Origin of the sequence: Mycobacterium sp. 4858 (assembly GCF_900240975.1) — a bacterium.
Classification (GTDB): Bacteria; Actinomycetota; Actinomycetes; order Mycobacteriales; family Mycobacteriaceae; genus Mycobacterium.
In genome coordinates, this window is record NZ_LT968776.1 from 2720393 (window position 1) to 2741604 (window position 21212).

Here is a 21212-nt window from a genome sequence, read left to right on the forward strand (position 1 = left end):
TCGGGCTTGAAAGAGTATGGCGGAGGCGGACGGGAATCGAACCCGCCAGCGGCAGCGTCTGCCGTTCGACGGTTTTGAAGACCGCGCCGGTCACCAGACCGGACACGCCTCCTCGGACCATGCCGACAATTATGTATCCCGTGACCTACCGGCTGACTCAGTACGCCCACGGTGGCGGCTGCGCGTGCAAGATCCCGCCCGGCGAGCTCGAGGAGGTGGTCCGCGGGCTGGGGGTGAGCGCGCCGCGCGACCCGGTCGGCGAGCTGCTGGTCGGGCTGGAGCACGGCGACGACGCCGCCGCGGTGCGGATCGCCGACGGCACGGCGCTGATCGCGACGACGGACTTCTTCACCCCGGTCGTCGACGACGCCTACGACTGGGGGCGCATCGCGGCCACCAACGCGCTGTCCGACGTCTACGCGATGGGCGGGCGCCCGGTAGTGGCGGTGAACCTGCTGGGCTGGCCGCGCGACGTGCTGCCGTTCGAACTGGCGGCCGAGACGCTGCGCGGCGGCCTGGACGTCTGCGGCCTGGCCGGCTGCCACCTCGCCGGCGGGCACAGCGTCGACGACCCGGAACCCAAATACGGGCTGGCCGTCACCGGGATCGCGGACCCGAACCGGTTGCTGCGCAACGACTCCGGGAAGCCCGGGCTGCCGCTGTCGCTGACCAAACCGCTCGGCGTCGGCGTGCTCAACAGCAGGCACAAGGCCACCGGGGAGCGCTTCGAGCAGGCCATCCGGGTGATGACCACCCTCAACGCCGAGGCGGCCACCGCCGCGCTGGCCGCCGGCGCCGAATGCGCAACCGACATCACCGGTTTCGGGCTGCTCGGTCATCTGCACAAGCTGGCGCGGGCCAGCGGCGTCACAGCGATCGTCGACGCGGCGGCGGTGCCCTACCTGGAGGGGGCCCGGGAGGCGCTGGCGGCCGGCTACGTCAGCGGGGGCACGCGCCGCAACCTCGACTGGGTGGCCCCGCACGCCGACCTGTCCGCGGTCGGGGAGTCCGACGCCCTGTTGCTCGCCGACGCGCAGACCTCGGGCGGCCTGCTGGTCGCCGGTGAGATACCGGGCGCCCCGGTGATCGGTGAGCTGGTGCCGCGCGGCGAGCACACGATCGTGGTGCGGTGAACCGAGCGGGGTTTCGGCGCCGCGCACTAGGGTGGTGGTCATGGCCCCGAAAAAAGACATGCGGAAGCTTTTCCTCGAGTGGCCCGTCGTACGTCAGCTGCGTTCGGGCGACAAGCTCGGCCGCGGCTCGGCCGTGACCTCGAAGCGCACCCGCGCCGTCACGCCGCGCACGACGACGGCCGACCGCATGGTGCAGAGCATCTGCCCCTATTGCGCGGTCGGTTGCGGGCAGCGGGTCTACGTCAAGGACGAACGGGTGGTCCAGATCGAGGGCGACCCGGACTCGCCGATCTCGCGAGGCCGCCTGTGCCCCAAGGGTGCTGCCAGTGAACAGCTGGTGAACTCGCCCGGCCGGCAGCTGCAGGTGCTCTACCGCGCCCCCCGGGCGACCGAATGGCAGCCCCTCGAGCTGGACACCGCGATCGACATGATCGCCGACCGGTTCGTCGAGTCCCGCCGCCACACCTGGCAGGACATCGACAAGAAGGGCAACCTGTTGCGCCGCACCATGGGCATCGCCGCGCTGGGCGGGGCGACGCTGGACAACGAAGAGAACTACCTCATCAAGAAGCTCTTCACCGCCGCGGGCGCCATTCAGATCGAGAACCAAGCTCGCATTTGACACTCCGCCACGGTTCCCGGTCTGGGAGCCTCCTTCGGGCGCGGCGGCGCCACCCAAACACTGCAGGACATGGCGAACGCCGATTGCATCGTCATCCAGGGCTCCAACATGGCCGAGTGCCACCCGGTGGGTTTCCAGTGGGTCGAGGAGGCCCGGGCCCGCGGCGCGCGGGTGATCCATGTGGACCCGCGCTTCACCCGCACCTCGGCGGTGTCGGACAAACACATCCCGATCCGGGCCGGTTCGGACGTGGTGCTGCTCGGCGCGTTGATCAACCACATCCTCAGCAATGATCTGTGGTTCAAGGAGTACGTGGTCGCCTACACCAACGCCGCCACGTTGATCAACGAAAAGTTCAGGGACACCGAGGATCTGAACGGCCTGTTCTCCGGCTTCGACCCCGAGACCGGGCAGTACGACACGGCGACGTGGGCGTACGACCAAGAAGGGAACGGCCAGATCGAGTCCGCCGGCGGCGACCACACGCACGGTGCCACCGCGTCACCGAGCGCGGCGGGCGACGAGCACGGCAGCGGCGGCCCGCCGCTCGCGCACGCCAAGGTGAAGCGGGACGAAACCCTGCAGCACCCGCGCACGGTCTTCCAGATCCTCAAGCGCCACTACGCCCGCTACACCCCGGAGATGGTCACCGACGTCTGTGGCATCAGCCGCGCGGATTTCGACTACCTCGCCCGCTCCATCGTCGAGAACTCCGGGCGCGAGCGGACCACCTGCTTCGCCTACGCCGTCGGGTGGACGCAGCACACCCTCGGCGCCCAATTCATCCGCACCGCAACCATTCTGCAGCTCCTGCTGGGCAACGTGGGCCGGCCGGGCAGCGGCATCATGGCGCTGCGCGGCCACGCCACCATCCAGGGCTCCACGGACATCCCGACGCTGTTCAACCTGCTGCCCGGCTACCTGCCCATGCCCAAGGCCGGCATGCACGACACCCTGGCCGACTATCTCGACGTGGTGGGATCGAAGAAACAGAAGGGGTTCTGGGCCAACTCCGACACCTATGCGATCAGCCTGCTCAAGGCGTGGTGGGGGGAGGCGGCCACCAAGGACAACGACTGGGCCTACGACTACCTGCCGCGGCTGTCCGGGCCGCACGGCACCTATCAGACCGTGATGGGCATGCTGGCCGACGAGGTGGAGGGCTACTTCCTGCTCGGCCAGAACCCGGCGGTCGGGTCGGCGCACGGCCGGATGCAGCGGATGGGCATGTCCCACCTCAAGTGGCTGGTGGTGCGCGACCTCAACCTCATCGAGTCGGCCACCTGGTGGAAGGACGGGCCCGAAATCGCTTCGGGCGAACTGAAAACGGAGGACATCGAGACCGAGGTGTTCTTCCTGCCCGCCGCCACGCACGTGGAGAAGGCCGGATCGTTCACCCAGACCCAGCGCCTGGTGCAGTGGCGCCACAAGGCCGTCGAGCCGCCGGGCCAGTGTCAGAGCGAGTTGCAGTTCTTCTTCGAACTCGGCAGGCGGATCAGGCAGCGGTTGGCCGGGTCGACCGACGAGCGCGACCGGCCCCTGCTGGACCTGACGTGGGACTACCCGACCGACGAGCACGGCGAGCCCGACGGCGAAGCCGTGCTGGCCGAGATCAACGGGTATCACACCGCCGACCGCGCGCCGCTGTCGTCGTACACCGAGTTGCGCGCCGACGGGTCGACCGCCGCCGGTTGCTGGATCTACACGGGCGTCTACGCGAACGCCACCAACCAGGCCGCCCGCCGCGTCCCGCGCGGCGGTGACTCGCCGAGCCAGCACGAGTGGGGCTGGGCGTGGCCCGCCGACCGGAGAATCCTCTACAACCGCGCGTCGGCCGACCCGGACGGCAAGCCGTGGAGCGAACGCAAGAAATACGTGTGGTGGGACGCGGACCAGCGGCGCTGGGTCGGGTATGACGTGCCCGACTTCGTGGCCGACCGGGCGCCGGGCAGCCGGCCCGATCCCGACGTCGGCGGTCCCGACGCGCTCGCCGGGGACGACCCGTTCATCATGCAGGCCGACGGCAAGGGGTGGCTGTTCGCGCCGAAGGGCTTGGTCGACGGCCCGCTGCCCACGCACTACGAACCACAGGAGTCCCCGGTCGCCAACGCGTTGTACCCCCAGCAGCGCAACCCGGGACGAATCACCTTCCCGCGCAAGGACAATCTGAGCGCGCCCAGCGCAGGCGAGCCGGGTGCCGACGTGTATCCGTACGTGTTCACCACCTACCGGCTCACCGAGCATCACACCGCCGGCGGGATGAGCCGGTGGCTGCCCTACCTCTCGGAGCTGCAGCCGGAGATGTTCTGCGAGGTGTCCCCGGAGCTGGCCGCCGAACGCGGCCTCGAGCCGTATGGGTGGGCCACCATCGTGTCGCCGCGCGCGGCGATCGAGGCGCGGGTGCTGGTCACCAAACGCGTTGCGCCGCTGGTGATCAACGGTCACACCGTGCATCAGATCGGCCTGCCGTATCACTGGGGCGTCGGCGGTGACGCCGTCGTGAGCGGGGACGCGGCCAACGATCTGCTGGGCATCACGCTGGACCCCAACGTGCAGATCCAGGAGTCCAAGGCCGGCTCGTGTGACATCCGGCCGGGGCGCCGGCCGCAGGGCGAGGATCTGCTGCGGCTGATCGCCGAGTATCAGTCCCGCTCGGGGGCCACCACCGAGACCGGCAACGTGCGGATCGACGACGGCGTCTGGGAAGGGGGAGCCGATGGGTCAGCTGAGCGGACCGACCGACCCGACGAGTGACGCGGGCTGGGCAGAACCCAAGCCGCGCAAGGGCTTCTTCACCGACACCTCGATCTGCATCGGCTGCAAGGCCTGCGAGGTCGCGTGCAAGGAGTGGAACCGCAACCCCCGCGACGGCGACCTGGAGCTCCTGGGTTCGTCCTATGACAACACCGGCGCGCTGGGCGCCAGCACCTGGCGGCACGTCGCCTTCATCGAGCAGGACCGCGACCGCATCGAGGAGGCGCGCGAATCCGGGCGCGCCCTCACCGATTTGGGCATGCCGGCGCTGCCGGGTGCCGCGTCGGAGCCGGACCTCACCCCGCCCGACACCCCGGAGTTCCGCTGGCTGATGTCGTCGGACGTGTGCAAGCACTGCACGCACGCCGGCTGCCTGGACGTCTGCCCGACTGGTGCGTTGTTCCGCACCGAGTTCGGCACGGTCGTCGTGCAGGACGACGTCTGCAACGGGTGCGGCACCTGCGTGGCCGGGTGCCCGTTCGGCGTGGTCGAACGCCGCAGCGACGGCACCTACGCGACGCCCGCGCAGCGGCCGGGCCGCCCGACCGAGAAGTTCGCCACCGGGGTCGCCCAGAAGTGCACGCTGTGCTACGACCGCCTGGTCGAGGACCAGATCCCGGCGTGCGCGCAGACCTGCCCGACGACGTCGATCAAGTTCGGCGACCACGACGACCTGGTCATCACGGCGCGGGAACGGGTGGCCGCGCTGCGCGCCCAGGGGCTCACGGAGGCCCGCCTCTACGGGGCGAACGAACACGACGGCGTGGGTGGCACCGGATCGATCTTCCTGCTGCTCGACGAGCCCGAGGTCTACGGCCTGCCGCCGGACCCGCGGGTGTGCACGGCCGACCTGCCCCAGATGTTCAAACGAGCCGGCGTGGCCGCGGCGGGCATGTTCGCCGCCGCGGCGCTGGCCTTCTGGAAAGGCCGGTGAAAAGCCCATGAGCACTTCGGAATACGACAGCCTGCGCCCGCCCGAGCCCGTCGGCGGTCGGCGCAAGCGGCAGCGCAGGGGCCGCCGGGGCGGCGGCAGGAGTTTTGATGGTTCCCGCGAGACGCCGATGGTGCCCGAAGCCGAATTCAGCTCCTACTACGGGCGTCCGGTGGTCAAGCCGCCGCCCTGGGAGTCCGAGGTGGCCGCGTACCTGTTCCTGGGCGGCGTCGCGGGCGGCTCCGGCCTGCTGGCGGCCGGCGCGCAGCTCACCGGCCGCACCAGGCTGCGCCGCAACACCCGCCTCACCGGCTTGGCGGCCGTCCTGTTGAGCCTCGTCGCGCTGGTGAAGGACCTGGGCCGGCCCGAGCGGTTCCTGCACATGCTGCGCACGTTCAAGCTCACCTCGCCGATGAACCTCGGCTCGTGGATCCTGACCTCCTTCAGCGCCGGGATCGGGGTGGCCGCCGCGTCCGAGGTCGATCGGATGACGGGGGAGCGACTACCGCTGGGGCCGCTGCGGCCGGTGCTGCGCGCCGCCGAGGGGCCGGCCGGCCTGGAGGCGGCGCTCCTCGCCCCGCCGCTGGCCGTCTACACCGCGGTGCTGCTTTCCGACACGGCGACGCCGACCTGGAACGCCGCCCACGAGGACCTGCCGTTCGTGTTCGTCAGTTCGGCGAGCCTGGCCGCGTCGGGGTTGGCGATGCTCACCACCCCGGTCGACGAGGCCGGCCCGGCCCGCACACTGGCCGTGCTCGGTGTGATCGGTGACCTGGTGGCGACGAGGCTGATGGAGCGCCGGATGGACCCGGTCGCCGCCGAACCGCTGCACCACGGCGCCCCGGGCCGGATGCTGCGGTGGAGCGAACGGCTGGTGATCGCCGGCGGGTTGGGCACGCTGCTCGGGGGCCGCAACCGCGCCGTCGCGGCGGTGTCCGGCCTGGCGCTGGCGACGGCGTCCGCCCTGACCCGTTTCGGCGTGTTCGAGGCTGGGCTGGAATCGGCGCGCCACCCCCGCTACACGATCGAGCCGCAGAAACGCCGGCTGGCGGCGCGCCGCGCGGCGGGCGTCACGGGGGACTCGATCACCACCGCGGGCTGAGCGGCGCGCTAAGGCGCAGGGGCCCCAGGTCGCGAGCGTAACGTCACCGCGATTCTGGGCCCCATTTTTCGCAGTGCCGTTACGCTCGCGAAGGGGGTGGCCCGGCGCGGCGGTTTGCGCCCGGCGGGCCGGGGTAACCATAGCAGCATGACGCATTTTGGCTACACTCTGATGACCGAACAGAGTGGACCCAAAGACCTTGTCCGCCAAGCTGTTTCCGCCGAAGAGCGCGGTTTCGACTTCGAGGTGTGCAGCGACCACTTCTCCCCCTGGCTGACATCGCAGGGGCATGCGCCCAACGCCTGGACCGTGCTGGGCGCGGTGGCGCACGCCACCGAGCGGGTGGACCTCTACACGTATGTGACGTGCCCGACGATGCGGTATCACCCGGCCGTCGTGGCCCAGCAGGCCGCCACCGTGCAGATCCTGTCCGATGGCCGGTTCACGCTCGGCCTCGGTACCGGCGAGAACCTCAACGAGCACATCGTCGGCCGGGGCTGGCCCACCGTCGAGCGCCGGCAGGATATGCTGCGCGAAGCGATCAAGATCATCCGCGAGCTGTTCGGCGGCCAGCTGGTGAACTTCAGCGGCGACTACTTCCAGGTGGACTCCGCACGCTTGTGGGACGTGCCCGAGGTCCCGGTCGGCATCGCGGTGGCGATGGGCGGCGCCAAGGCCATCGACAAATTCGGCCGGCTGGCCGACCACTTCGTTGCGGTCGAGCCGGACGGGGAGCTCGTCGACGCCTGGCACGCCGCGCGGCAGGCCGGCAACCTCGCCGGCGGCGGCCGCGTCGTCGGCCAGATCCCTGTGTGCTGGGACCCCGACCGCGACACCGCGATCCAACGCGCCCATGACCAGTTTCGCTGGTTCGCCGGGGGCTGGAAGGTCAACGCCGACCTGCCGACGCCGGCCGGCTTCGCCGGCGCGACCCAATTCGTCCGCCCCGAAGACGTCGCCGAGTCCATCCCCTGCGGGCCCGACCTCGATGCGATCGTCGAGGCCGTCCGGCCCTACTGGGAGGCCGGATTCACCGACGTGGCGCTGGTCCAGGTCGGCGGGGAATCCCAGGATCTCTTCCTCAAAGAAGCCGCCGAACCTTTGCTTGCCGCACTGCGCAGCGCAGCAAACTGATCCCACGTTTGGGCGGTATCGGCCCGGGTATCCGGCCTCAATCGCGCGTCCACCGAGTACGGGCCGGTGTGGCGCCCGAACGATCTGCAAAGCGGCTGTCCGCCAGCAACTTTGACCGATTTGTGTTCGCCGCAAGGCAAGGAGAGCTGACGATGGGCAATGGAAACCGGTCGCTCACCATCAAGACCGGCCAGTGTCACGTGCACCGCTACATGCGGCCGCTGCTGGACCGGATCCGCAACGGCGACATCGACCCGACCATCATCGTCAGCCACCACCTGACCCTTGATCAGGCGCCGCACGGATACGAGATCTTCAAGAACAAAGAGGACGGCTGCACCAAAGTCATCCTCAATCCGAGTTGACCGGAAGTAAGGAAGGGGAATCGCCATGGCAAATGAATTGCAGGGCAAGAAAGTCGCGATTCTCGCCGCCGATGGCGTCGAGAAGGTGGAACTCGAACAACCCCGTTCGGCGCTCGAGGGAGCGGGCGCCCAGGTCGAGTTGCTTTCGCTGAAGACCGGCGAAATCCAGGCCCGCAACCACGATCTGGAGCCGGCCGGAACCTTCGAAGTCGACCGGGCGGTCTCGGACGCATCGGTCTCCGAATTCGACGGCCTGGTGCTGCCCGGCGGCACCGTCAACCCGGACAAGCTGCGGATGGACAGCTCCGCCGTGTCCTTCGTGCGCGACTTCGCCGCCTCCGGAAAGCCGGTCGCCGCGATTTGTCACGGTCCCTGGACGCTGCTGGAAGCCGGCGTGGCAAAGGGCCGCACGCTCACGTCGTATCCGTCCATCCGCACCGACCTTCGCAACGCCGGGGCGAACGTGGTGGACGAGGAGGTCGTCGTCGACGGCAATCTGATCACCAGTCGATCACCCAAGGACCTCCCCGCGTTTTGCGCGACCATCGTGCAGCAATTAGCACACGCGCCTGCGGGTTAGCCGAAAAGGGCCTTCCCGCACTCCGTTTGAAGCCACCGGTTTGCGGGCATTACACAGGCCAAGCAGTGATCGCCGCGGCGATCCGTCGAAAGGCCAAAGTTGACCACAACATATCCCGGACCCGTTGTTTCTGCTGCCTCGAACGTTTATCAGCCGCAAGATGATTCCCGATTGCTGGTGGGCGTAATGGCAGAAAGCGGACTCATACCGGGCCGGCGTGTTCTCGACTTGTGCACGGGCAGCGGATTTGTCGCGATCGCCGCCGCCGAAATGGGCGCCGCCGGTGTCACGGCCTTCGACATTTGTCCGCAGGCGGTGGGCTGTTCGCGCGGCAACGCCGTCGCCGCCGGCGTGCACGTCGACGTCCGCAACGGCACGTGGAGCGACGCACTGGACTGCGCGCCGTTCGACGTCGTCGTGTCCAACCCGCCGTACGTGCCCGCACCGCCGCACGACGACACGGCGGCGATCCCGGTGAGCGCGGGGCCGTCGTGGGCGTGGAACGCCGGCCCGGACGGGCGGATGGTGCTGGATCCGCTGTGCGAAGCGGCGCCGAAGTTGTTGTGCGACGGCGGAACCCTGCTGTTGGTGCACTCGGCCCTGGCCGGTGTCCAGCAATCGCTGGACGCGCTGAAGTGGGCCGGCATGGACGCGAAAGTCGTTGCGTCGAAATGGATACCGTTCGGCCCCGTGATGACGGCGCGGGCGGCCTGGCTGCAGAGCGGCGGGTTGATACCGCCCGGCCGCCGGGAGGAGGAGCTGATCGTGATCCGGGCGGACAAGCGATGAGCGGCACCCGGGTACAGGTGGTTGTGGGCGGACCGGTGCTGGTGGCCGGCCCGGTGAGCATCGAGATGCCCGACGGGGAGGTCGTCGAATCCGACCGGTTCATGGTGGCCATCTGCACCTGCCGGCGCAGCGACAACTATCCGTTGTGCGACACCAGCCACCGGCGATGCCGGAATCTGTCCCGGCGGACGCCTAGTCCAGCGCCCTCCGCAACGACGTCCGACCCTGCTGCCACGACGCCATAACGGCGTCGGCCAACCGGTTTTCGACCGCGGCATGCGCGCGGATCCCGAACACAACGTCGCGATCGAGCTGTGGCTCCCGGGCGACGAGGTCCCCGACGACATCGATGCGCACCACGTGTTCGTGCACCGCGTCGGCCTCGACGTGCTCGGCGTAGAACTCCACGCACGCGGACGGCGCCCCCATCCGCTGCAGGGCTTGCACCATGCGCCGGGACCCCGGTGGTGACGTGATCTCGGTTGACGCGAAGTGCCCGATGGCGGCGCCGCGCAACTCGCGGTGCAGCCCGAAGAGCGACATCAGGTTCACCGCCGCCAGCGCCTCGGCGGTGACAACGTCCGCATAGGCCAGATACGTCGTGTCGAGGCCCGCGGCCGCCATCAGGTCGGCGAAGAGCTGCTGATGCAACCGGGGGCCCCGCCCGGCGCCGTATTCGTCGAATTCGATTGCCACGAAAGCCGCTTTGGCGACACCCATCAGTCGCGGGATCGCCCACGCGTGGGGATCGCCCTCTTTGAGGTGATACACCGAGCGGTGCACGAAGTATTCGCGCATCTGCTGCCACGTTCCGGTGTCGCGCAAGTAGTACGACGGGCCGGTGCCGTCGGCCGGTTCGACCGAGATGGCCTCCATTTCGGCGGCCGCGGTCTGGTCGTCCGCGATGGGCCCGACGTCGCGGCGCACACCGGCCAGGAAGACGCGTTCCAGTTCGGCGCGCAGGGCCAGCAGCGCCGGATTCCACTCCCAGGCCGGATCCACCCCCGCGAATCCGCGGTAGTGCAGCTCGTAGCACATGCACAGCGCCAGCTGCAGGTCCAGGCCGTAGGGATCCGAATCGCGCACCGACGCGCCGATGCGCGTCAGGTGGTCATGCGACGGCGGCCCCGTCAGGGCGCGACGAACCGCTGTCGACAACGGGCCGTGTGCCGCAGGCAGGACGGGTTCAGTCGAGATCGATGCGCGGGTCACGCCCACGACTACCCGCAATCCAGGGGCCACAAACGGTGCGGTGCCACCCCTAGCCGGCCTCGGCCGGCAGGCGAAAGGTGAGGTCGACGGCGGTTCCGTCGGGGCCGTGATCGAGCTCCAGCGTGCTGCTGAGCGCCCTCATCAGCATTAGGCCCCGCCCGCCGTTGCCGGGGTTGACGGCCGGTTCCTTCCAGGAGCCGTGGTCGGTGACCCGGGCGCGGATTTTCCCGTCCGCGAGTTCGACGTCGAGCGACATCGTGCCCGGCGGCTGCCCGGAGTATGCGTGCTCGACGCAGTTCGTGCAGGCCTCGTTGGCGACCAGCACGATGTCGGCGGCCAGTTCGTCCGGCAGGCCCGCGGCGCGCAGCCAGTCGGCCAACCTGTGCCGAATGCCGGCCAATTGGTCTGCCCTGGCCTCAATTTCGATGCGAAGCGGGGATTGCCGGTACCGATAGATCACCATGGCCACGTCGTCGTCATACCCCGAAGCGGGAGCCAACTCACGCAACACCGCATCGGCGACGGAATCCAACGGCAACGTCGTCGTCTTCGCCAGAACCGCCGCCGCCCGATTGATCCCGTCGTCGATGGACTCGTGCTTGCGCTCGACCAGCCCGTCGGTGAACAGCATCAGGGTCGAGCCGGGCGGCAGCACCCGGCTGGCCTGCGGGCGGGGCTCCGTGCGACGAACCGCCAGCGGCACCGACGAGGCGTCGGTCAGCATCATCACCGTGCCGGGCTCCGAGCCGACGAGCACGGCGGGCATGTGACCGGCGTTGCTGTACTGCAGGACCCCGGATTCGGTGTCCAGGATCGCCAGGAACACGGTGGTGCAGTACGCATTCGGGATGAGCGACGCCGCCGAGTCGAGCTGCTCGAGCAAGAGCGCGGGCTCGGCCCCATTGATCAACAGCGCCCGCGCCGAACTGCGGAGCTGCCCCATGACCGCCGCCGCCGGCAGGCCGCGGCCCACGCAGTCACCCACGACGATGCCGATGCGGTGATCGCCGATCGGGAGCACGTCATACCAATCGCCGCCGATTTCCAGGGGTGGGACGGCGGGCTCGTAGCGCACGGCGAAGCCCGGCGGCGGTTCCATGGTCGGCAGCAGGGCGCGCTGCAACGTCAGCGACGTCTCGCGGGCGCTCTCGAACTGGCGGACGTGTTGCATGGCCAGGCTGAGGTGACCGATGAGGACCGTGATCAGCAGCCGGTCTTCGGCGCTGACCCAGCGCGGTGAGCGCAGCTCCAGCCACAGGGCCACGTCGCCCGCGCCGGAGAGCACCGCCACCAATCCCTGGGCCTTGCCGGGGCTGTCGGGTCGCTCGACCGTCTTGGCGGTCAGCGGCAGCTGGTGGCGCGCGTCCTCGAAGGTGTGACGCAGCCAGGGATCCAGCGTGCGCCAGGAGGTCTCGGACGGTTCGCCGGCGACCTGGACGGTCGGTTCTCCCCCGGTGGCCGGCCAGGAGATCGCGATCACCCGTTGCACGTCGATCGCCGCGGTGCACTCGGCGAGCGTGATGGACAGCAGCTCGTCCACGCTCTTGGCCACCGCCACCGCCGTGGCCAGACGCAGGACCGCGCTTTCCCGCGCGGCGAAGGCCCGCTCGGCGGTGATGTCCCGGATCGTTCCCACGAAGACGTCCTGGTCGCTGCCGCTGCCCTGGACCGCGTTGATGCTCACCGTCACCCAGACCAGATGCCCGTCGCGATGGCGGATCGGCGTCTCGTACGCGGTGCTGCCGATGCTGCGCACGAGCGCCTGCTGTTGGGTGGCGCCCTGTTGGTCGACCAACCACGGATGCGGCCACCGGTACGGCAGGTCCTCGGCGGGGTAGCCGAGGGTCTCGATGAGGGCGGTGTTCATCTCGACCACGGAGCCCTCGTGGGCGGCGACGAAAAAGCCCTCCTGCAACGAATTCACCAGCGCGGTGCGGAATTTGTCGCGGTCGGCCAGCCCCTCGGCGCGGGCGCGCTCGCGCGCGTAGCGCCTGGTGCCGTCCAGGAAGCCGCGGGTGGCGATGTCGAGGGGCACCAGCATCTGCAGCAGGAACTCCAGCGCGATCGGTGCGTCGATCTGGATGTCCTTGGCCAGTTCGAGGATCAGCTCGACGTGGCGCTCGATGATGCCCAGCAGGCTGACGTCTTCTTGCAACGCCCGGCGCCCGAGCTCATACGCGACAGCCAGGCTGTCCTCGTCGCGCGCCTCCATATAGGCACGCAACGCCGCGGCGTACCGGGCGTGGAAGTCGTCGTCGCTCATGTCGAGGCTCCCCGGTGCCGGGCGGTCAGCACCATGGCGTCGTCGGTTTCCTTCGCGTCCTTGCCGAGAAGCTCCTCAGCGATGGCGACGGCGGGCGCGGCGAAGTCGATGTGGTCCAGGTAGTCTTCGGCGATTCCGTCGGTGCTCATCACGAGCAGGTCGCCCGGACGCATCGAAATCACTTGCGCGGGCCTGATTTCCGGTATGCGATAGCCGACGATGCCCGCGGTCAGCCGCGCACTGGACCTCACCTGGATGCCGGTGGGGGCCTTGGCCACCAGGTCGGCGGTCACGTTGCCGACGCCCGTCCACGTCAGCGTGTTGGCCGCGAAGTCGACCCGCGCCAGGGTCATCGCGACGCCTCGGGTCCCGGCGAGCAGCCGGTGACAGAGCTGGATCAACACCTCGATCCGCTCACCGCTGGAGCGTTTGACCGCTTCGACGGCCCGCAGCGCCGCGGTCGCGGCCTCCGGACCGTGGCCGAGGCCGTCCACCACGCCGAACAGGGCGGCCTCGCCGCCGACGTCGACCGCGATGCCCCGATCCCCGGAGGTGAACTCACTGGGCAGGGGACGACCCGCCCGCGCCCACTCGATCGGCCCGAAGCGGCCGTTCTCACGCATGGGGCGGAACCCATTTCCACATCTCGACGACCGTCCCCCGGCCGAGCGCGGATTCCACGAACAACCTGTCCATCAGTCGTCGCGAGCCGGGCAGGCCCATGCCGAGCCCGCGCCCGGTCGAATACCCGTCCTCCATCGCCCGCTCGATGTCGGCGATGCCCGGTCCCTGATCCTCCGCGCGCACCACCAGGGCCTTGCGGCCCTCCCGGTCGGCGACGAAGACCCTGACCACGCCGCGACCGGCGTAGCTGGTGATGTTTCGCGCGATCTCGGAGATCGCCGTGGCGATCATCGTGACGTCGGTGAGCGAGAATCCCAGGTCGAGTGCGAGTTGATGTCCGGCTTTGCGGGCTTCGACGATGTCGTCAGAATTGTCGATGTCGACGACGATGTCAGTCTCCACCGTCGCGCCCGATCGCCGGTTTCCGCTGCGCCAGTTGGCGATTCAGCAGGGCCAGGCCCTCCTCGAGGTCCAGCGCCGTATTCATGTCGTCGAACGCCAGGCCCAGCTGAACCATCGCGAAGGCCACCTCGGGCTGCAGGCCGACGATCACCGTGTCCGCGCCGCGCAGCCGCGTCATGTGGGCGATCGTCCGCAGCGACCGGGCCGCGAAGGAGTCCATCACGTCGATGGCGGTGACGTCGACGATGATGCCCTGCGCGCGGAACCGGCTGACCCGCTCCATGAGGTCATAGCGAAGCCGCTCGGCGTCGGAGTCGCTGAGCGCGGCCTGCACCGAGGCGATGAGGATCGCACCCTGTTTCAGGATCGGTACCGGCATGGGGCGCTCGTGTTCCTCTTTTTATCCGGTCTGCTCGCCGGTGCGGGTGACCTCGTAGCCCAGCAGCCGCTCGGCTTCCTCGATGCCGCCCTGCAGGTCGCCGACGGCGTTCATCTTCGACAGGTCCAGGCCGATCGTCACCAGCGTCAGGGCGATTTCGGAGGACAGGCCGGTGATGATGACGCTGGCGCCCATCAACCCCGACGCGTCGACCGTCTGCACCAGGTGGTTGGCCACCGTGGAGTCGATGGTGGGCACACCGGTGATGTCGATGACCACCACCTTCGCGCGGTTGGCGCGGATGGCTCTCAGCAGCTGTTCGGTGACCTGGCGGGCGCGCTGGGAATCGAGCACACCGATGATCGGCAGAATCAGCAGCTGTTCACGCACCTGCAGCACCGGCGTGGACAGCTCGCGAATCGCCTCCTGCTGCTGGCGGATGATGCGCTCGCGCTCCTGGACGAAGCTGACCGCCACGGTGTTGGCGATGCGGTTGGCCGCCGGTTCGTACGCGTCCAGAACCCGGTTGAGCATGTCGAATTCCGTCTGGTACTTCTCGAACAACGAACGTGCGAGCACGTCGCGCAGCAGCAGCACGATGCCGACGACCTCGTCCGTTTCCACGCCCCGCGGAATGATGCGCTCCGACAGGTCGCGCGCGTAGGCCTGCAGCGCCTCGACGCTACCGGTCTCGAGCACCTCCACGTAGTTGTCGTAGACGGCCGTCGCCTCGGAGAACAGCTCCTCCGGCGTCATCGCGGTGAGCAGTTCGGCCTCGGTGATCCGGCGCGCCCACTCCTCGCGCAGGACGGTGCGGTTCTGCCGCAGGTGCTGGACGAGCTGGGGTAACAGGCCCTCGCTGGAAATACCGACTGCCTGCACGGTGGCGCCCGCGCCGCTGAACTCCGCCGGCGAATCTGACATGTGGCCTCCCAGGTGCCGGTCCGCGCCCCGCCGTGTGCAGGCTCGATTTTGCGAGACTAGCCTGGGTTGCCGCGGGGCAGGTGTTGAGGGCATATTCTTCTCGCAGTCCGCAACGCAGGCTAGGCTTGCACCACACCCTGAAGCCCGGGACAAAGGATTGCCATTGTCAGCTCCTGATTCGATTACCACGTTGGTTGAGGACCACGATGGGGTGTCGGTGGTCAGTGTCAGCGGCGAAATCGATTTGGTCACGGCTCCGGCCCTGGAACAGGCCATCGGCGCGGTGGTTGCGGATAACCCGGCGGCGTTGGTGATCGATCTTTCCGCGGTGGAGTTTCTCGGTTCGGTGGGGCTGAAGATCCTGGCGGCGACCTACGAGAAGCTGGGCACGGCGACGGGGTTCGGCGTGGTCGCACGCGGTCCGGCGACCAGGAGGCCCATTCATTTGACCGGCCTGGACAAGACCTTCCCGCTGTACCCGACGCTGGACGACGCGCTGACCGCGGTGCGCGACGACAACATCAACCGCTAGGCGCGTGGCGCGGCCGGGATGGCCTGCGCGCGAAGGCATTTGGGTAAAATCGCCGAATCGGCGCTGCCGCACGCGCCAGGTGCGATGATCAGCGCTATGGACGTCGACAATCCGCAAGGCGACCAGCGGTGGGACAGTCGCGAGCGTGGCGAGACCGAAATCCAACGGCTGGACCGCAATTGGAACAGCCTGCTGCAGGAGCTGCGCGTGGTGCAGACCGGTGTGCAGCTGCTCACCGGTTTCCTGTTGACGCTGCCGTTCCAGCAGCGGTTCGACGTCCTGGCCCCGGCGATGCGCAACCTCTATCTCGCGACGGTGGGCTGCTCGGTGGGGGCAACCGTGCTGTTGATCGCCCCGGTCGGCATGCATCGGCTGTTGTTCCGGCGCCATCGTCTGCAGGTGCTGGTGTCCGCCGCGCACCGCTGTGCGTACGCCGGGCTGGGCCTCCTGGGCCTGGCGCTGACCGGGGTGACTGTCGTCGTCTTCACCGCGGTGGCCGGCACCAGCCCGGGCGTCGTCGCCGGCGCGTGCGCGCTGACGCTGTTCACCTTGTTCTGGTGGCTACTGCCGCTGCTGCTCCGCACCCGCGGCATGTAGCGCGAGTTCGGCGATGCGAGTCGAGTCCAGGTGCTCGAGCAGGTCCTGCGGGTCGGCGAAGATCGGTGACGCGCCCGCCGCCTGCAGCTCCTCGCGGGCGACGCCGCCGCTGAGCAGGCCGATGCACGGCAATCCGGCGCCCGCCGCGGCGTGCGCGTCCCAGACCGCGTCCCCGATGAACACGGCATGGCCGGCGTCGGCCCCCGCCCGGTCCAGCGCGACCTGCACGATGCCGGGTTCGGGTTTGGCGGTGTCGACGTCGCGCGACGACGTCGTTGCGGAGATCACGTCCTCGCAGTCGAGGACCTTGCGCAAGATCTCCAGTTCGTCGTCGGGTGCCGAGGTGGCCAGCACGACCTGCAGGCCGAGCTCGGCGACCCGGCGCAGCAGCGCCCGGGCACCGGGCAGCGGCGCGAGCAGCGGGGTGCATTCCCGGTAGTAGCGGCTGTGCCCGTCGCTGAGCCGCTCCTGGACCTCGTCCGGGGCGTCCCGGGACAGCGTGCGCACCAGGGTGGAACCGTCCATGCCGATGCAGCGGTGGATCTGCCAGGCGGCCACGGGCAGACCCTCGGCGCCGAAGGCGCGCTGCCACGCGTAGACGTGCAGATAGTTGGAGTCGACCAGGCTTCCGTCGACGTCGAAGAGAACGGCGGGTTTCATCTGCGCGGCATACCCAGGCCGGAGCCGGCTGACACCGGCGCGCGGAGTCGTTTGGGTCCGGGGGCGGCGGGTAACCGGCGTGGGTGAGCGGTTGCGGCTCCTTTGCCGCGGGATGGCCGGCTCGGCCGGCGGTCGAGCGGCGAACCGCGGTGCCACACGAATCACATTGGAGCGCAATCTTTCTCACGAGGAGTACAGGTGAATTACCACAACGGCGACCCGGTCGATCACCATCGGACCGCCCGCCGGCACGCCGGCGAAACCCTCACCTACGGCGCGAACGCCCCCGGTTTGGCCGGCTCGGCCGTAGCGGTGGTTGCCCTCATCGTCGGCTTGTTCGCCTTGGCGACCGGTCATTTGGCCGCGGGCGTGACGGCCGTGATCCTGGCCGTCGTGCTCGGCGCGGCGAGCGCCGTGTGGTTGCTGCGCGCACATCGCAGGGTGCGCGACGCCGAACTTGCCTGGCACGCCACGCATTCCGACAAGCCCGCCCCGCCGCCGAGCGGTTGACCGGTGTGAGCTAACGAACACCGGTTGGCGCGCTGCCACCGGGTCCGGCGTTTATTTGTTGCCATGACCGGGTAGAAGCGGATTATGGTCGCGCCCGTTTCATTGCGAGCAGCAAACTACCCGGTCGAGTACGGGCGGGATTTTGCGCTGCTCGGACTCGCCGCCGTGGGGGTCTGGGCGGTGAGCTTGGCGATCGGCCTGTTCGAGCTGTTGATCGGCCACGAGGGAATCGGCATCGCGGCGCTGATCGTGTCCGTGGTCGCGCCGTGGCTGGGCTTGGCGCTGGCGCATTACCCCGCGGTGGCCCGGCGCATGCGGCGGCTCAAGGTCCGCCGGCGCAACTTTTTGCAGCCGATCGGTGTAACGCGCGCCTGAATGGGGTACGTCCTGCGCCACGGGTGAGTACAGGAAAGTGCGTCAGCCCGGGTTCATCAGCAGGAAGGAACCGCCATGCCGACCGCAAGCGACTATGACGCACGCCGCGCCTCCGACTCCGACACCCAGGACAAGTCCGCCATCGGCGAATTGGCGCCGACCCTGCACGGACCCGCCACCGCGGTGGTCGACGAGGACCCCAACGATGTGCACTTCTTCGAGCTGCCCGGCGCGGATTTGTCCGGCGAAGAGCTGTCGGTGACCGTGATCCCCCAACGGTCCGACGAATTCACGTGCTCGAGCTGTTTCCTGGTGCAACACCGTAGCCGGTTGCGCAGCTCGAACGCGGGCCTGTCGATCTGCGCCGACTGCGCCTGACATCGGCACTGCCGCTGGGGAAGTGGTTGCCGCACAATCGATTCAGGTCTGCGCCCATTCGCGGTCGCACACGGCGCACCGCCGGGTGACCATCGCCCAGGCCGGTTCGTCCGGGGCCGGCTCGCGGATCAGATGGGCCGACGTGTCGCCGCAGCCGGGGCACGCGCAGATGGCGCGGTAGGGCTCCACGGGCTGGCCCGCCATCAGCTGTAGGTTCTCCGCGCGCGAGAACGGCACGATCACCAACGGCTCGGGCGGCGGAGGCGAGTGCGGTTTGTCGAACCAAAGCAGGCCACAGGTCACCGTCGCCACCGCGGTGAAGATGGCCAAGATCATCGTCGGGATGTCCCACGGCCAGTTCGGCGGGAGGGGCGTCACCACCAGAATGACCAGCACCGCAGAGATCAGGGCGCCGATGATGGTGCCCGGTTTCGCGAACCGGTAGCCGCCGACGTTGAGCGCTTCCCACGTCCGGATCTCCTGCTGCCGCTGCGCGACCTCGGCCAGGGTCGGGTGTCCGCGGCCGCCGCTGCCCGCCACGGGATCAGCAAATGTCCTGACCCGTTGGCCGGGCCCACGCGGGTGGCCCTGCGCGGGCGACGGGCTTGCCAGCGCCATGCGCGCAGAGCTTAATGGCAAACCCGCGACGCCGCAGTGTCAGACGCCGGTGCCGGCCGGCGTACCAGCTAACACCATTGAGTCGGGGTGGCGGGATTTGAACCCACGGCCTCTTCGTCCCGAACGAAGCGCGCTACCAAGCTGCGCCACACCCCGCTTGAAGCTCCGACAGCCTATCGCACCGGCCCAGCGGCTGGCCAAATCGCGGCGTGGCGGGTCACGGCCACCGGCAGGAGCGCTCGAACTCCGTCAACGCCTCGGCGGGGCCACTCGGATCGAGTCCCTGCGCGCTGACCCACTCGTCGTTGAAGTAGGTGTCCTGGTAGCGGTCGCCGCTGTCGGCGAGCAGCGTGACCACCGAACCGCCGCGGCCCTCGGCGACCATCTCGGCGAGCAGCCCGAACGCGCCCCACACGTTGGTGCCCGTCGAGGGCCCCACCCGGCGCCCCAGGACGGCGCTGACGTGGCGGGCGGCGGCGACGGACGCCGCGTCGGGGACCAAGACCATGCGGTCGACCACGTCGGCCAGGAACGACGGCTCGACCCGTGGCCGGCCGATGCCCTCGATGCGAGAGGACTCGGACACCACGACGTCGTAGCGGCCCTCGGCGTAGGCGGGAAAGAACGCGGAGTTCTCCGGGTCGACGACGCACAGCCGGGTGGCGTGCCGCCGGTAGCGGATGTAGCGGCCGATCGTCGCGCTGGTGCCGCCGGTGCCCGCACCGACCACGATCCATTCCGGGACCGGATGCGCCTCCTCGGCCATCTGGTCGAAGATCGACTCGGCGATGTTGTTGTTGCCCCGCCAGTCGGTGGCGCGTTCGGCATTGGTGAACTGGTCCAGGTAATGCCCACCGGTGTCGCGGGCGACCCGCTCGGCCTCGGCGTACACCTCGGAGGAGTCGCGCACGAAATGGCAACGGCCGCCTTGGGCTTCGATCAGCGCCACCTTGGACGAGCTGGTGGACGCCGGCATCACGGCCACGAACGGCAGGCCCAGGAGCGCGGCGAAGTAGGCCTCCGACACCGCGGTGGAGCCCGACGAGGCCTCGACCACGGTGGTGCCCTCGTTGATCCACCCGTTGCACAGCGCATACAGGAACAACGACCGCGCCAGCCGGTGCTTGAGGCTGCCGGTGATGTGCGTGGTCTCGTCCTTGAGGTAGAGCGCCACATCGACATCGCCGCCGACACCGCTGCGATCCTGGCCCCACGCCGACGGCAGCGGGTAGCGCAGCAGGTGGGTGTCGGCGCTGCGGCGGGCGTCGGCGTGGATCAGCCGGACCGCGTCGTCCGTCCAGCACCGCGAGCGGCTGCGGACCGCGATCCGGGTCCGCTGGCTCAACGCACCGAAACTGTTGGCTGCGAACGGCTCAGGTCGCTGGCCGAGTCGCGTCCGCCCATCGGGGTGGCGATCAAGGTCAGCAGCGTGGCCTCGGGCCGGCAGCAGAAGCGCACCGGCGCGAACGGCGAGGTGCCGATCCCGGCGGAGACATGCAGCTGCATGTGCGCGCCCCAGCGGGACGGGCCCTTCGCGCGCGACCGGTCCAGGCCGCAGTTGGTGACCAGGGCGCCGTAGAGCGGCAGGCAGACCTGGCCGCCGTGGGTGTGTCCGGCCATCACCAGCTGGTAGCCGTCGGCGGCGAAGCGGTCCAGCACCCGCGGCTCCGGGGAATGGGTCAGCCCGAGCCGCAGGTTCGCGGCCGGGCTGGCCGGTCCGGCGATCGTGTCGTAGCGGTCCCGGTCGATGTGCGGGTCGTCGACGCCGGCGGCGGCGACGTGCAGGCCGGCCACCTCGAACTCGCGCCGCGTGTGGGTCAGGTCGAGCCAGCCGCGCTCGGTGAAGGCCGCCCGCAGGTCCTGCCAGGGCAGCGGCTCACCGTGGACCCGGTGCGACGGGTTGGTCAGATAGTTCAGCGGGTTCTTCAGGCGCGGCCCGAAGTAGTCGTTGCTGCCGAACACGAAGACACCCGGCCGCGACAGCAGGTCCCCGAGGGCCTGCACCACCGCGGGCACCGCCTTGGGGTGCGCCAGGTTGTCGCCGGTGTTGACCACCAGGTCGGGTTCCCAGTTGCTCAGCTCGCGCAGCCAGGCCTGTTTGCGGCGCTGGTCGGGCAGCATGTGCAGATCGCTGATGTGCAGCACCCGCAGCGGCGTGGAGCCCGGCGTCAGGACGGGCATGGTTATCTCGCGCAGGACGAAGGCGTTGCGCTCGACGACGGCGGCATAACCGATGCCGACGACGGCAGAACCGAGCGCGGCGGCACCGGCGCGTATCAGCGTGGGCAGAACATCAGCCATGCTGGCAGCCTACTGCCGGTTGCGCTT

Annotated in this window: 24 protein-coding genes and 2 tRNA genes; 14 read left to right on the forward strand and 12 right to left on the reverse strand. The window is 69.3% G+C overall.

The features are described from left to right. Positions 1–17 precede the first annotated feature (17 nt). Positions 18–112 (reverse strand) — tRNA-Sec (locus tag C1737_RS21290). A 19-nt stretch (positions 113–131) separates the two neighbouring features. On the opposite strand from C1737_RS21290, the gene selD reads away from it, so the two are divergent. The 9 genes from selD to C1737_RS21340 all read left to right on the forward strand — a co-directional run bounded on the left by selD (position 132) and on the right by C1737_RS21340 (position 9655). Beyond that, positions 132–1133 (forward strand): selenide, water dikinase SelD, encoded by a 1002-nt coding sequence (gene selD, locus C1737_RS21295; RefSeq protein ID WP_369807569.1) that lies wholly within the window; start codon positions 132–134, stop codon positions 1131–1133. A 58-nt stretch (positions 1134–1191) separates the two neighbouring features. Continuing rightward, positions 1192–4509 carry a formate dehydrogenase gene (gene fdh, locus C1737_RS21305; RefSeq protein ID WP_233214846.1) on the forward strand — a complete coding sequence of 1106 codons (3318 nt, stop codon included), beginning with the start codon at positions 1192–1194 and terminating at the stop codon, positions 4507–4509. Then, a complete protein-coding gene (locus tag C1737_RS21310; RefSeq protein ID WP_068097965.1) occupies positions 4472–5443 on the forward strand; it encodes a 4Fe-4S dicluster domain-containing protein in 972 nt (323 codons plus the stop codon). Before fdh ends, C1737_RS21310 begins: the two co-directional genes overlap by 38 nt. 7 nt (positions 5444–5450) lie before the next feature. Then, entirely contained in the window at positions 5451–6542 is a 1092-nt protein-coding gene (gene nrfD, locus C1737_RS21315) for an NrfD/PsrC family molybdoenzyme membrane anchor subunit (protein ID WP_102419404.1), read from the forward strand. Between the two features lie 147 nt (positions 6543–6689). Next, a complete protein-coding gene (locus C1737_RS21320; RefSeq protein ID WP_067928523.1) occupies positions 6690–7676 on the forward strand; it encodes an LLM class F420-dependent oxidoreductase in 987 nt (328 codons plus the stop codon). A 152-nt stretch (positions 7677–7828) separates the two neighbouring features. After that, positions 7829–8041, forward strand: a complete 213-nt coding sequence (locus tag C1737_RS21325) for a hypothetical protein (RefSeq protein WP_199182896.1) — start codon at positions 7829–7831, stop codon at positions 8039–8041. A gap of 25 nt (positions 8042–8066) precedes the next feature. Next, complete coding sequence (locus C1737_RS21330; RefSeq protein WP_067922561.1) at positions 8067–8621, forward strand: type 1 glutamine amidotransferase domain-containing protein; 555 nt, start codon at positions 8067–8069, stop codon at positions 8619–8621. 99 nt (positions 8622–8720) lie between these two features. After that, positions 8721–9410, forward strand: a complete 690-nt coding sequence (locus tag C1737_RS21335; RefSeq protein WP_067922563.1) for a HemK2/MTQ2 family protein methyltransferase — start codon at positions 8721–8723, stop codon at positions 9408–9410. Continuing rightward, positions 9407–9655, forward strand: coding sequence for a CDGSH iron-sulfur domain-containing protein (locus C1737_RS21340; RefSeq protein WP_082975042.1), 249 nt, complete (start codon positions 9407–9409; stop codon positions 9653–9655). Before C1737_RS21335 ends, C1737_RS21340 begins: the two co-directional genes overlap by 4 nt. On the opposite strand, the gene C1737_RS21345 is transcribed toward C1737_RS21340, so the two are convergent. Genes C1737_RS21345 through C1737_RS21370 form a run of 6 tightly spaced genes read right to left on the reverse strand, consistent with a single transcriptional unit; the run spans position 9603 to position 15214 of the window. Continuing rightward, positions 9603–10622: an iron-containing redox enzyme family protein gene (locus tag C1737_RS21345; RefSeq protein WP_067922578.1), complete on the reverse strand. Its 1020-nt coding sequence runs from the start codon at positions 10620–10622 to the stop codon at positions 9603–9605. The genes C1737_RS21340 and C1737_RS21345 overlap by 53 nt on opposite strands. A gap of 49 nt (positions 10623–10671) precedes the next feature. Beyond that, positions 10672–12885 (reverse strand): SpoIIE family protein phosphatase, encoded by a 2214-nt coding sequence (locus C1737_RS21350; protein ID WP_102419405.1) that lies wholly within the window; start codon positions 12883–12885, stop codon positions 10672–10674. After that, the gene (locus tag C1737_RS21355; protein ID WP_067922568.1) at positions 12882–13508 is read right to left on the reverse strand and encodes a SpoIIE family protein phosphatase; all 627 of its coding nucleotides are present in this window, start codon (positions 13506–13508) and stop codon (positions 12882–12884) included. Before C1737_RS21355 ends, C1737_RS21350 begins: the two co-directional genes overlap by 4 nt. Beyond that, positions 13501–13911 carry an anti-sigma regulatory factor gene (locus tag C1737_RS21360; protein WP_067922571.1) on the reverse strand — a complete coding sequence of 137 codons (411 nt, stop codon included), beginning with the start codon at positions 13909–13911 and terminating at the stop codon, positions 13501–13503. Before C1737_RS21360 ends, C1737_RS21355 begins: the two co-directional genes overlap by 8 nt. Next, positions 13901–14290 carry an STAS domain-containing protein gene (locus tag C1737_RS21365; protein WP_068061358.1) on the reverse strand — a complete coding sequence of 130 codons (390 nt, stop codon included), beginning with the start codon at positions 14288–14290 and terminating at the stop codon, positions 13901–13903. Before C1737_RS21365 ends, C1737_RS21360 begins: the two co-directional genes overlap by 11 nt. Positions 14291–14311: 21 nt before the next feature. Continuing rightward, positions 14312–15214 (reverse strand): STAS domain-containing protein, encoded by a 903-nt coding sequence (locus C1737_RS21370; RefSeq protein WP_067922575.1) that lies wholly within the window; start codon positions 15212–15214, stop codon positions 14312–14314. Between the two features lie 163 nt (positions 15215–15377). Here C1737_RS21370 and C1737_RS21375 point away from each other — a divergent pair, with 163 nt between their 5' ends. After that, a complete protein-coding gene (locus C1737_RS21375) occupies positions 15378–15746 on the forward strand; it encodes an STAS domain-containing protein (RefSeq protein ID WP_231980514.1) in 369 nt (122 codons plus the stop codon). A 96-nt stretch (positions 15747–15842) separates the two neighbouring features. Continuing rightward, positions 15843–16343, forward strand: a complete 501-nt coding sequence (locus C1737_RS21380) for a DUF6328 family protein (RefSeq protein WP_068097971.1) — start codon at positions 15843–15845, stop codon at positions 16341–16343. Here the strand turns inward: C1737_RS21380 and C1737_RS21385 are convergent. Then, entirely contained in the window at positions 16308–17003 is a 696-nt protein-coding gene (locus tag C1737_RS21385) for an HAD family hydrolase (protein ID WP_102419406.1), read from the reverse strand. The two genes, C1737_RS21380 and C1737_RS21385, sit on opposite strands and share 36 nt — an antisense overlap. Positions 17004–17201: 198 nt before the next feature. On the opposite strand from C1737_RS21385, the gene C1737_RS21390 reads away from it, so the two are divergent. From C1737_RS21390 to C1737_RS21400, 3 genes are all read left to right on the forward strand, one after another. Then, entirely contained in the window at positions 17202–17513 is a 312-nt protein-coding gene (locus C1737_RS21390; RefSeq protein WP_233214802.1) for a hypothetical protein, read from the forward strand. An 84-nt stretch (positions 17514–17597) separates the two neighbouring features. Continuing rightward, positions 17598–17888, forward strand: a complete 291-nt coding sequence (locus C1737_RS21395) for a hypothetical protein (RefSeq protein ID WP_067922594.1) — start codon at positions 17598–17600, stop codon at positions 17886–17888. Positions 17889–17963: 75 nt separating this feature from the next. Further along, positions 17964–18266 carry a DUF4193 domain-containing protein gene (locus C1737_RS21400; protein ID WP_102419407.1) on the forward strand — a complete coding sequence of 101 codons (303 nt, stop codon included), beginning with the start codon at positions 17964–17966 and terminating at the stop codon, positions 18264–18266. A gap of 42 nt (positions 18267–18308) precedes the next feature. On the opposite strand, the gene C1737_RS21405 is transcribed toward C1737_RS21400, so the two are convergent. From C1737_RS21405 to C1737_RS21420, 4 genes are all read right to left on the reverse strand, one after another. Then, positions 18309–18884 carry a hypothetical protein gene (locus C1737_RS21405; protein WP_142393480.1) on the reverse strand — a complete coding sequence of 192 codons (576 nt, stop codon included), beginning with the start codon at positions 18882–18884 and terminating at the stop codon, positions 18309–18311. Positions 18885–18966: 82 nt separating this feature from the next. Beyond that, a tRNA-Pro gene (locus C1737_RS21410) sits at positions 18967–19040 on the reverse strand. Between the two features lie 61 nt (positions 19041–19101). Further along, positions 19102–20229 carry a PLP-dependent cysteine synthase family protein gene (locus C1737_RS21415; protein ID WP_199182898.1) on the reverse strand — a complete coding sequence of 376 codons (1128 nt, stop codon included), beginning with the start codon at positions 20227–20229 and terminating at the stop codon, positions 19102–19104. Then, the gene (locus C1737_RS21420; protein ID WP_067921892.1) at positions 20226–21185 is read right to left on the reverse strand and encodes a metallophosphoesterase; all 960 of its coding nucleotides are present in this window, start codon (positions 21183–21185) and stop codon (positions 20226–20228) included. The genes C1737_RS21415 and C1737_RS21420 overlap by 4 nt, the downstream gene beginning before the upstream one ends. Positions 21186–21212 lie beyond the last annotated feature (27 nt).

What these genes read in the sequence shown, in the direction of transcription:
- selD (WP_369807569.1), top strand. Translation starts at nt 132, where the DNA reads ATGTATCCCGTGACCTACCGGCTGACTCAGTACGCCCACGGTGGCGGC.
- C1737_RS21310 (WP_068097965.1), top strand. Translation starts at nt 4,472, where the DNA reads ATGGGTCAGCTGAGCGGACCGACCGACCCGACGAGTGACGCGGGCTGG.
- nrfD (WP_102419404.1), top strand. Translation starts at nt 5,451, where the DNA reads ATGAGCACTTCGGAATACGACAGCCTGCGCCCGCCCGAGCCCGTCGGC.
- C1737_RS21320 (WP_067928523.1), top strand. Translation starts at nt 6,690, where the DNA reads ATGACGCATTTTGGCTACACTCTGATGACCGAACAGAGTGGACCCAAA.
- C1737_RS21325 (WP_199182896.1), top strand. Translation starts at nt 7,829, where the DNA reads ATGGGCAATGGAAACCGGTCGCTCACCATCAAGACCGGCCAGTGTCAC.
- C1737_RS21330 (WP_067922561.1), top strand. Translation starts at nt 8,067, where the DNA reads ATGGCAAATGAATTGCAGGGCAAGAAAGTCGCGATTCTCGCCGCCGAT.
- C1737_RS21340 (WP_082975042.1), top strand. Translation starts at nt 9,407, where the DNA reads ATGAGCGGCACCCGGGTACAGGTGGTTGTGGGCGGACCGGTGCTGGTG.
- C1737_RS21350 (WP_102419405.1), bottom strand. Translation starts at nt 12,885, where the DNA reads ATGAGCGACGACGACTTCCACGCCCGGTACGCCGCGGCGTTGCGTGCC.
- C1737_RS21355 (WP_067922568.1), bottom strand. Translation starts at nt 13,508, where the DNA reads ATGCGTGAGAACGGCCGCTTCGGGCCGATCGAGTGGGCGCGGGCGGGT.
- C1737_RS21365 (WP_068061358.1), bottom strand. Translation starts at nt 14,290, where the DNA reads ATGCCGGTACCGATCCTGAAACAGGGTGCGATCCTCATCGCCTCGGTG.
- C1737_RS21370 (WP_067922575.1), bottom strand. Translation starts at nt 15,214, where the DNA reads ATGTCAGATTCGCCGGCGGAGTTCAGCGGCGCGGGCGCCACCGTGCAG.
- C1737_RS21380 (WP_068097971.1), top strand. Translation starts at nt 15,843, where the DNA reads ATGGACGTCGACAATCCGCAAGGCGACCAGCGGTGGGACAGTCGCGAG.
- C1737_RS21385 (WP_102419406.1), bottom strand. Translation starts at nt 17,003, where the DNA reads ATGAAACCCGCCGTTCTCTTCGACGTCGACGGAAGCCTGGTCGACTCC.
- C1737_RS21395 (WP_067922594.1), top strand. Translation starts at nt 17,598, where the DNA reads ATGGTCGCGCCCGTTTCATTGCGAGCAGCAAACTACCCGGTCGAGTAC.
- C1737_RS21400 (WP_102419407.1), top strand. Translation starts at nt 17,964, where the DNA reads ATGCCGACCGCAAGCGACTATGACGCACGCCGCGCCTCCGACTCCGAC.
- C1737_RS21405 (WP_142393480.1), bottom strand. Translation starts at nt 18,884, where the DNA reads ATGGCGCTGGCAAGCCCGTCGCCCGCGCAGGGCCACCCGCGTGGGCCC.
- C1737_RS21420 (WP_067921892.1), bottom strand. Translation starts at nt 21,185, where the DNA reads ATGGCTGATGTTCTGCCCACGCTGATACGCGCCGGTGCCGCCGCGCTC.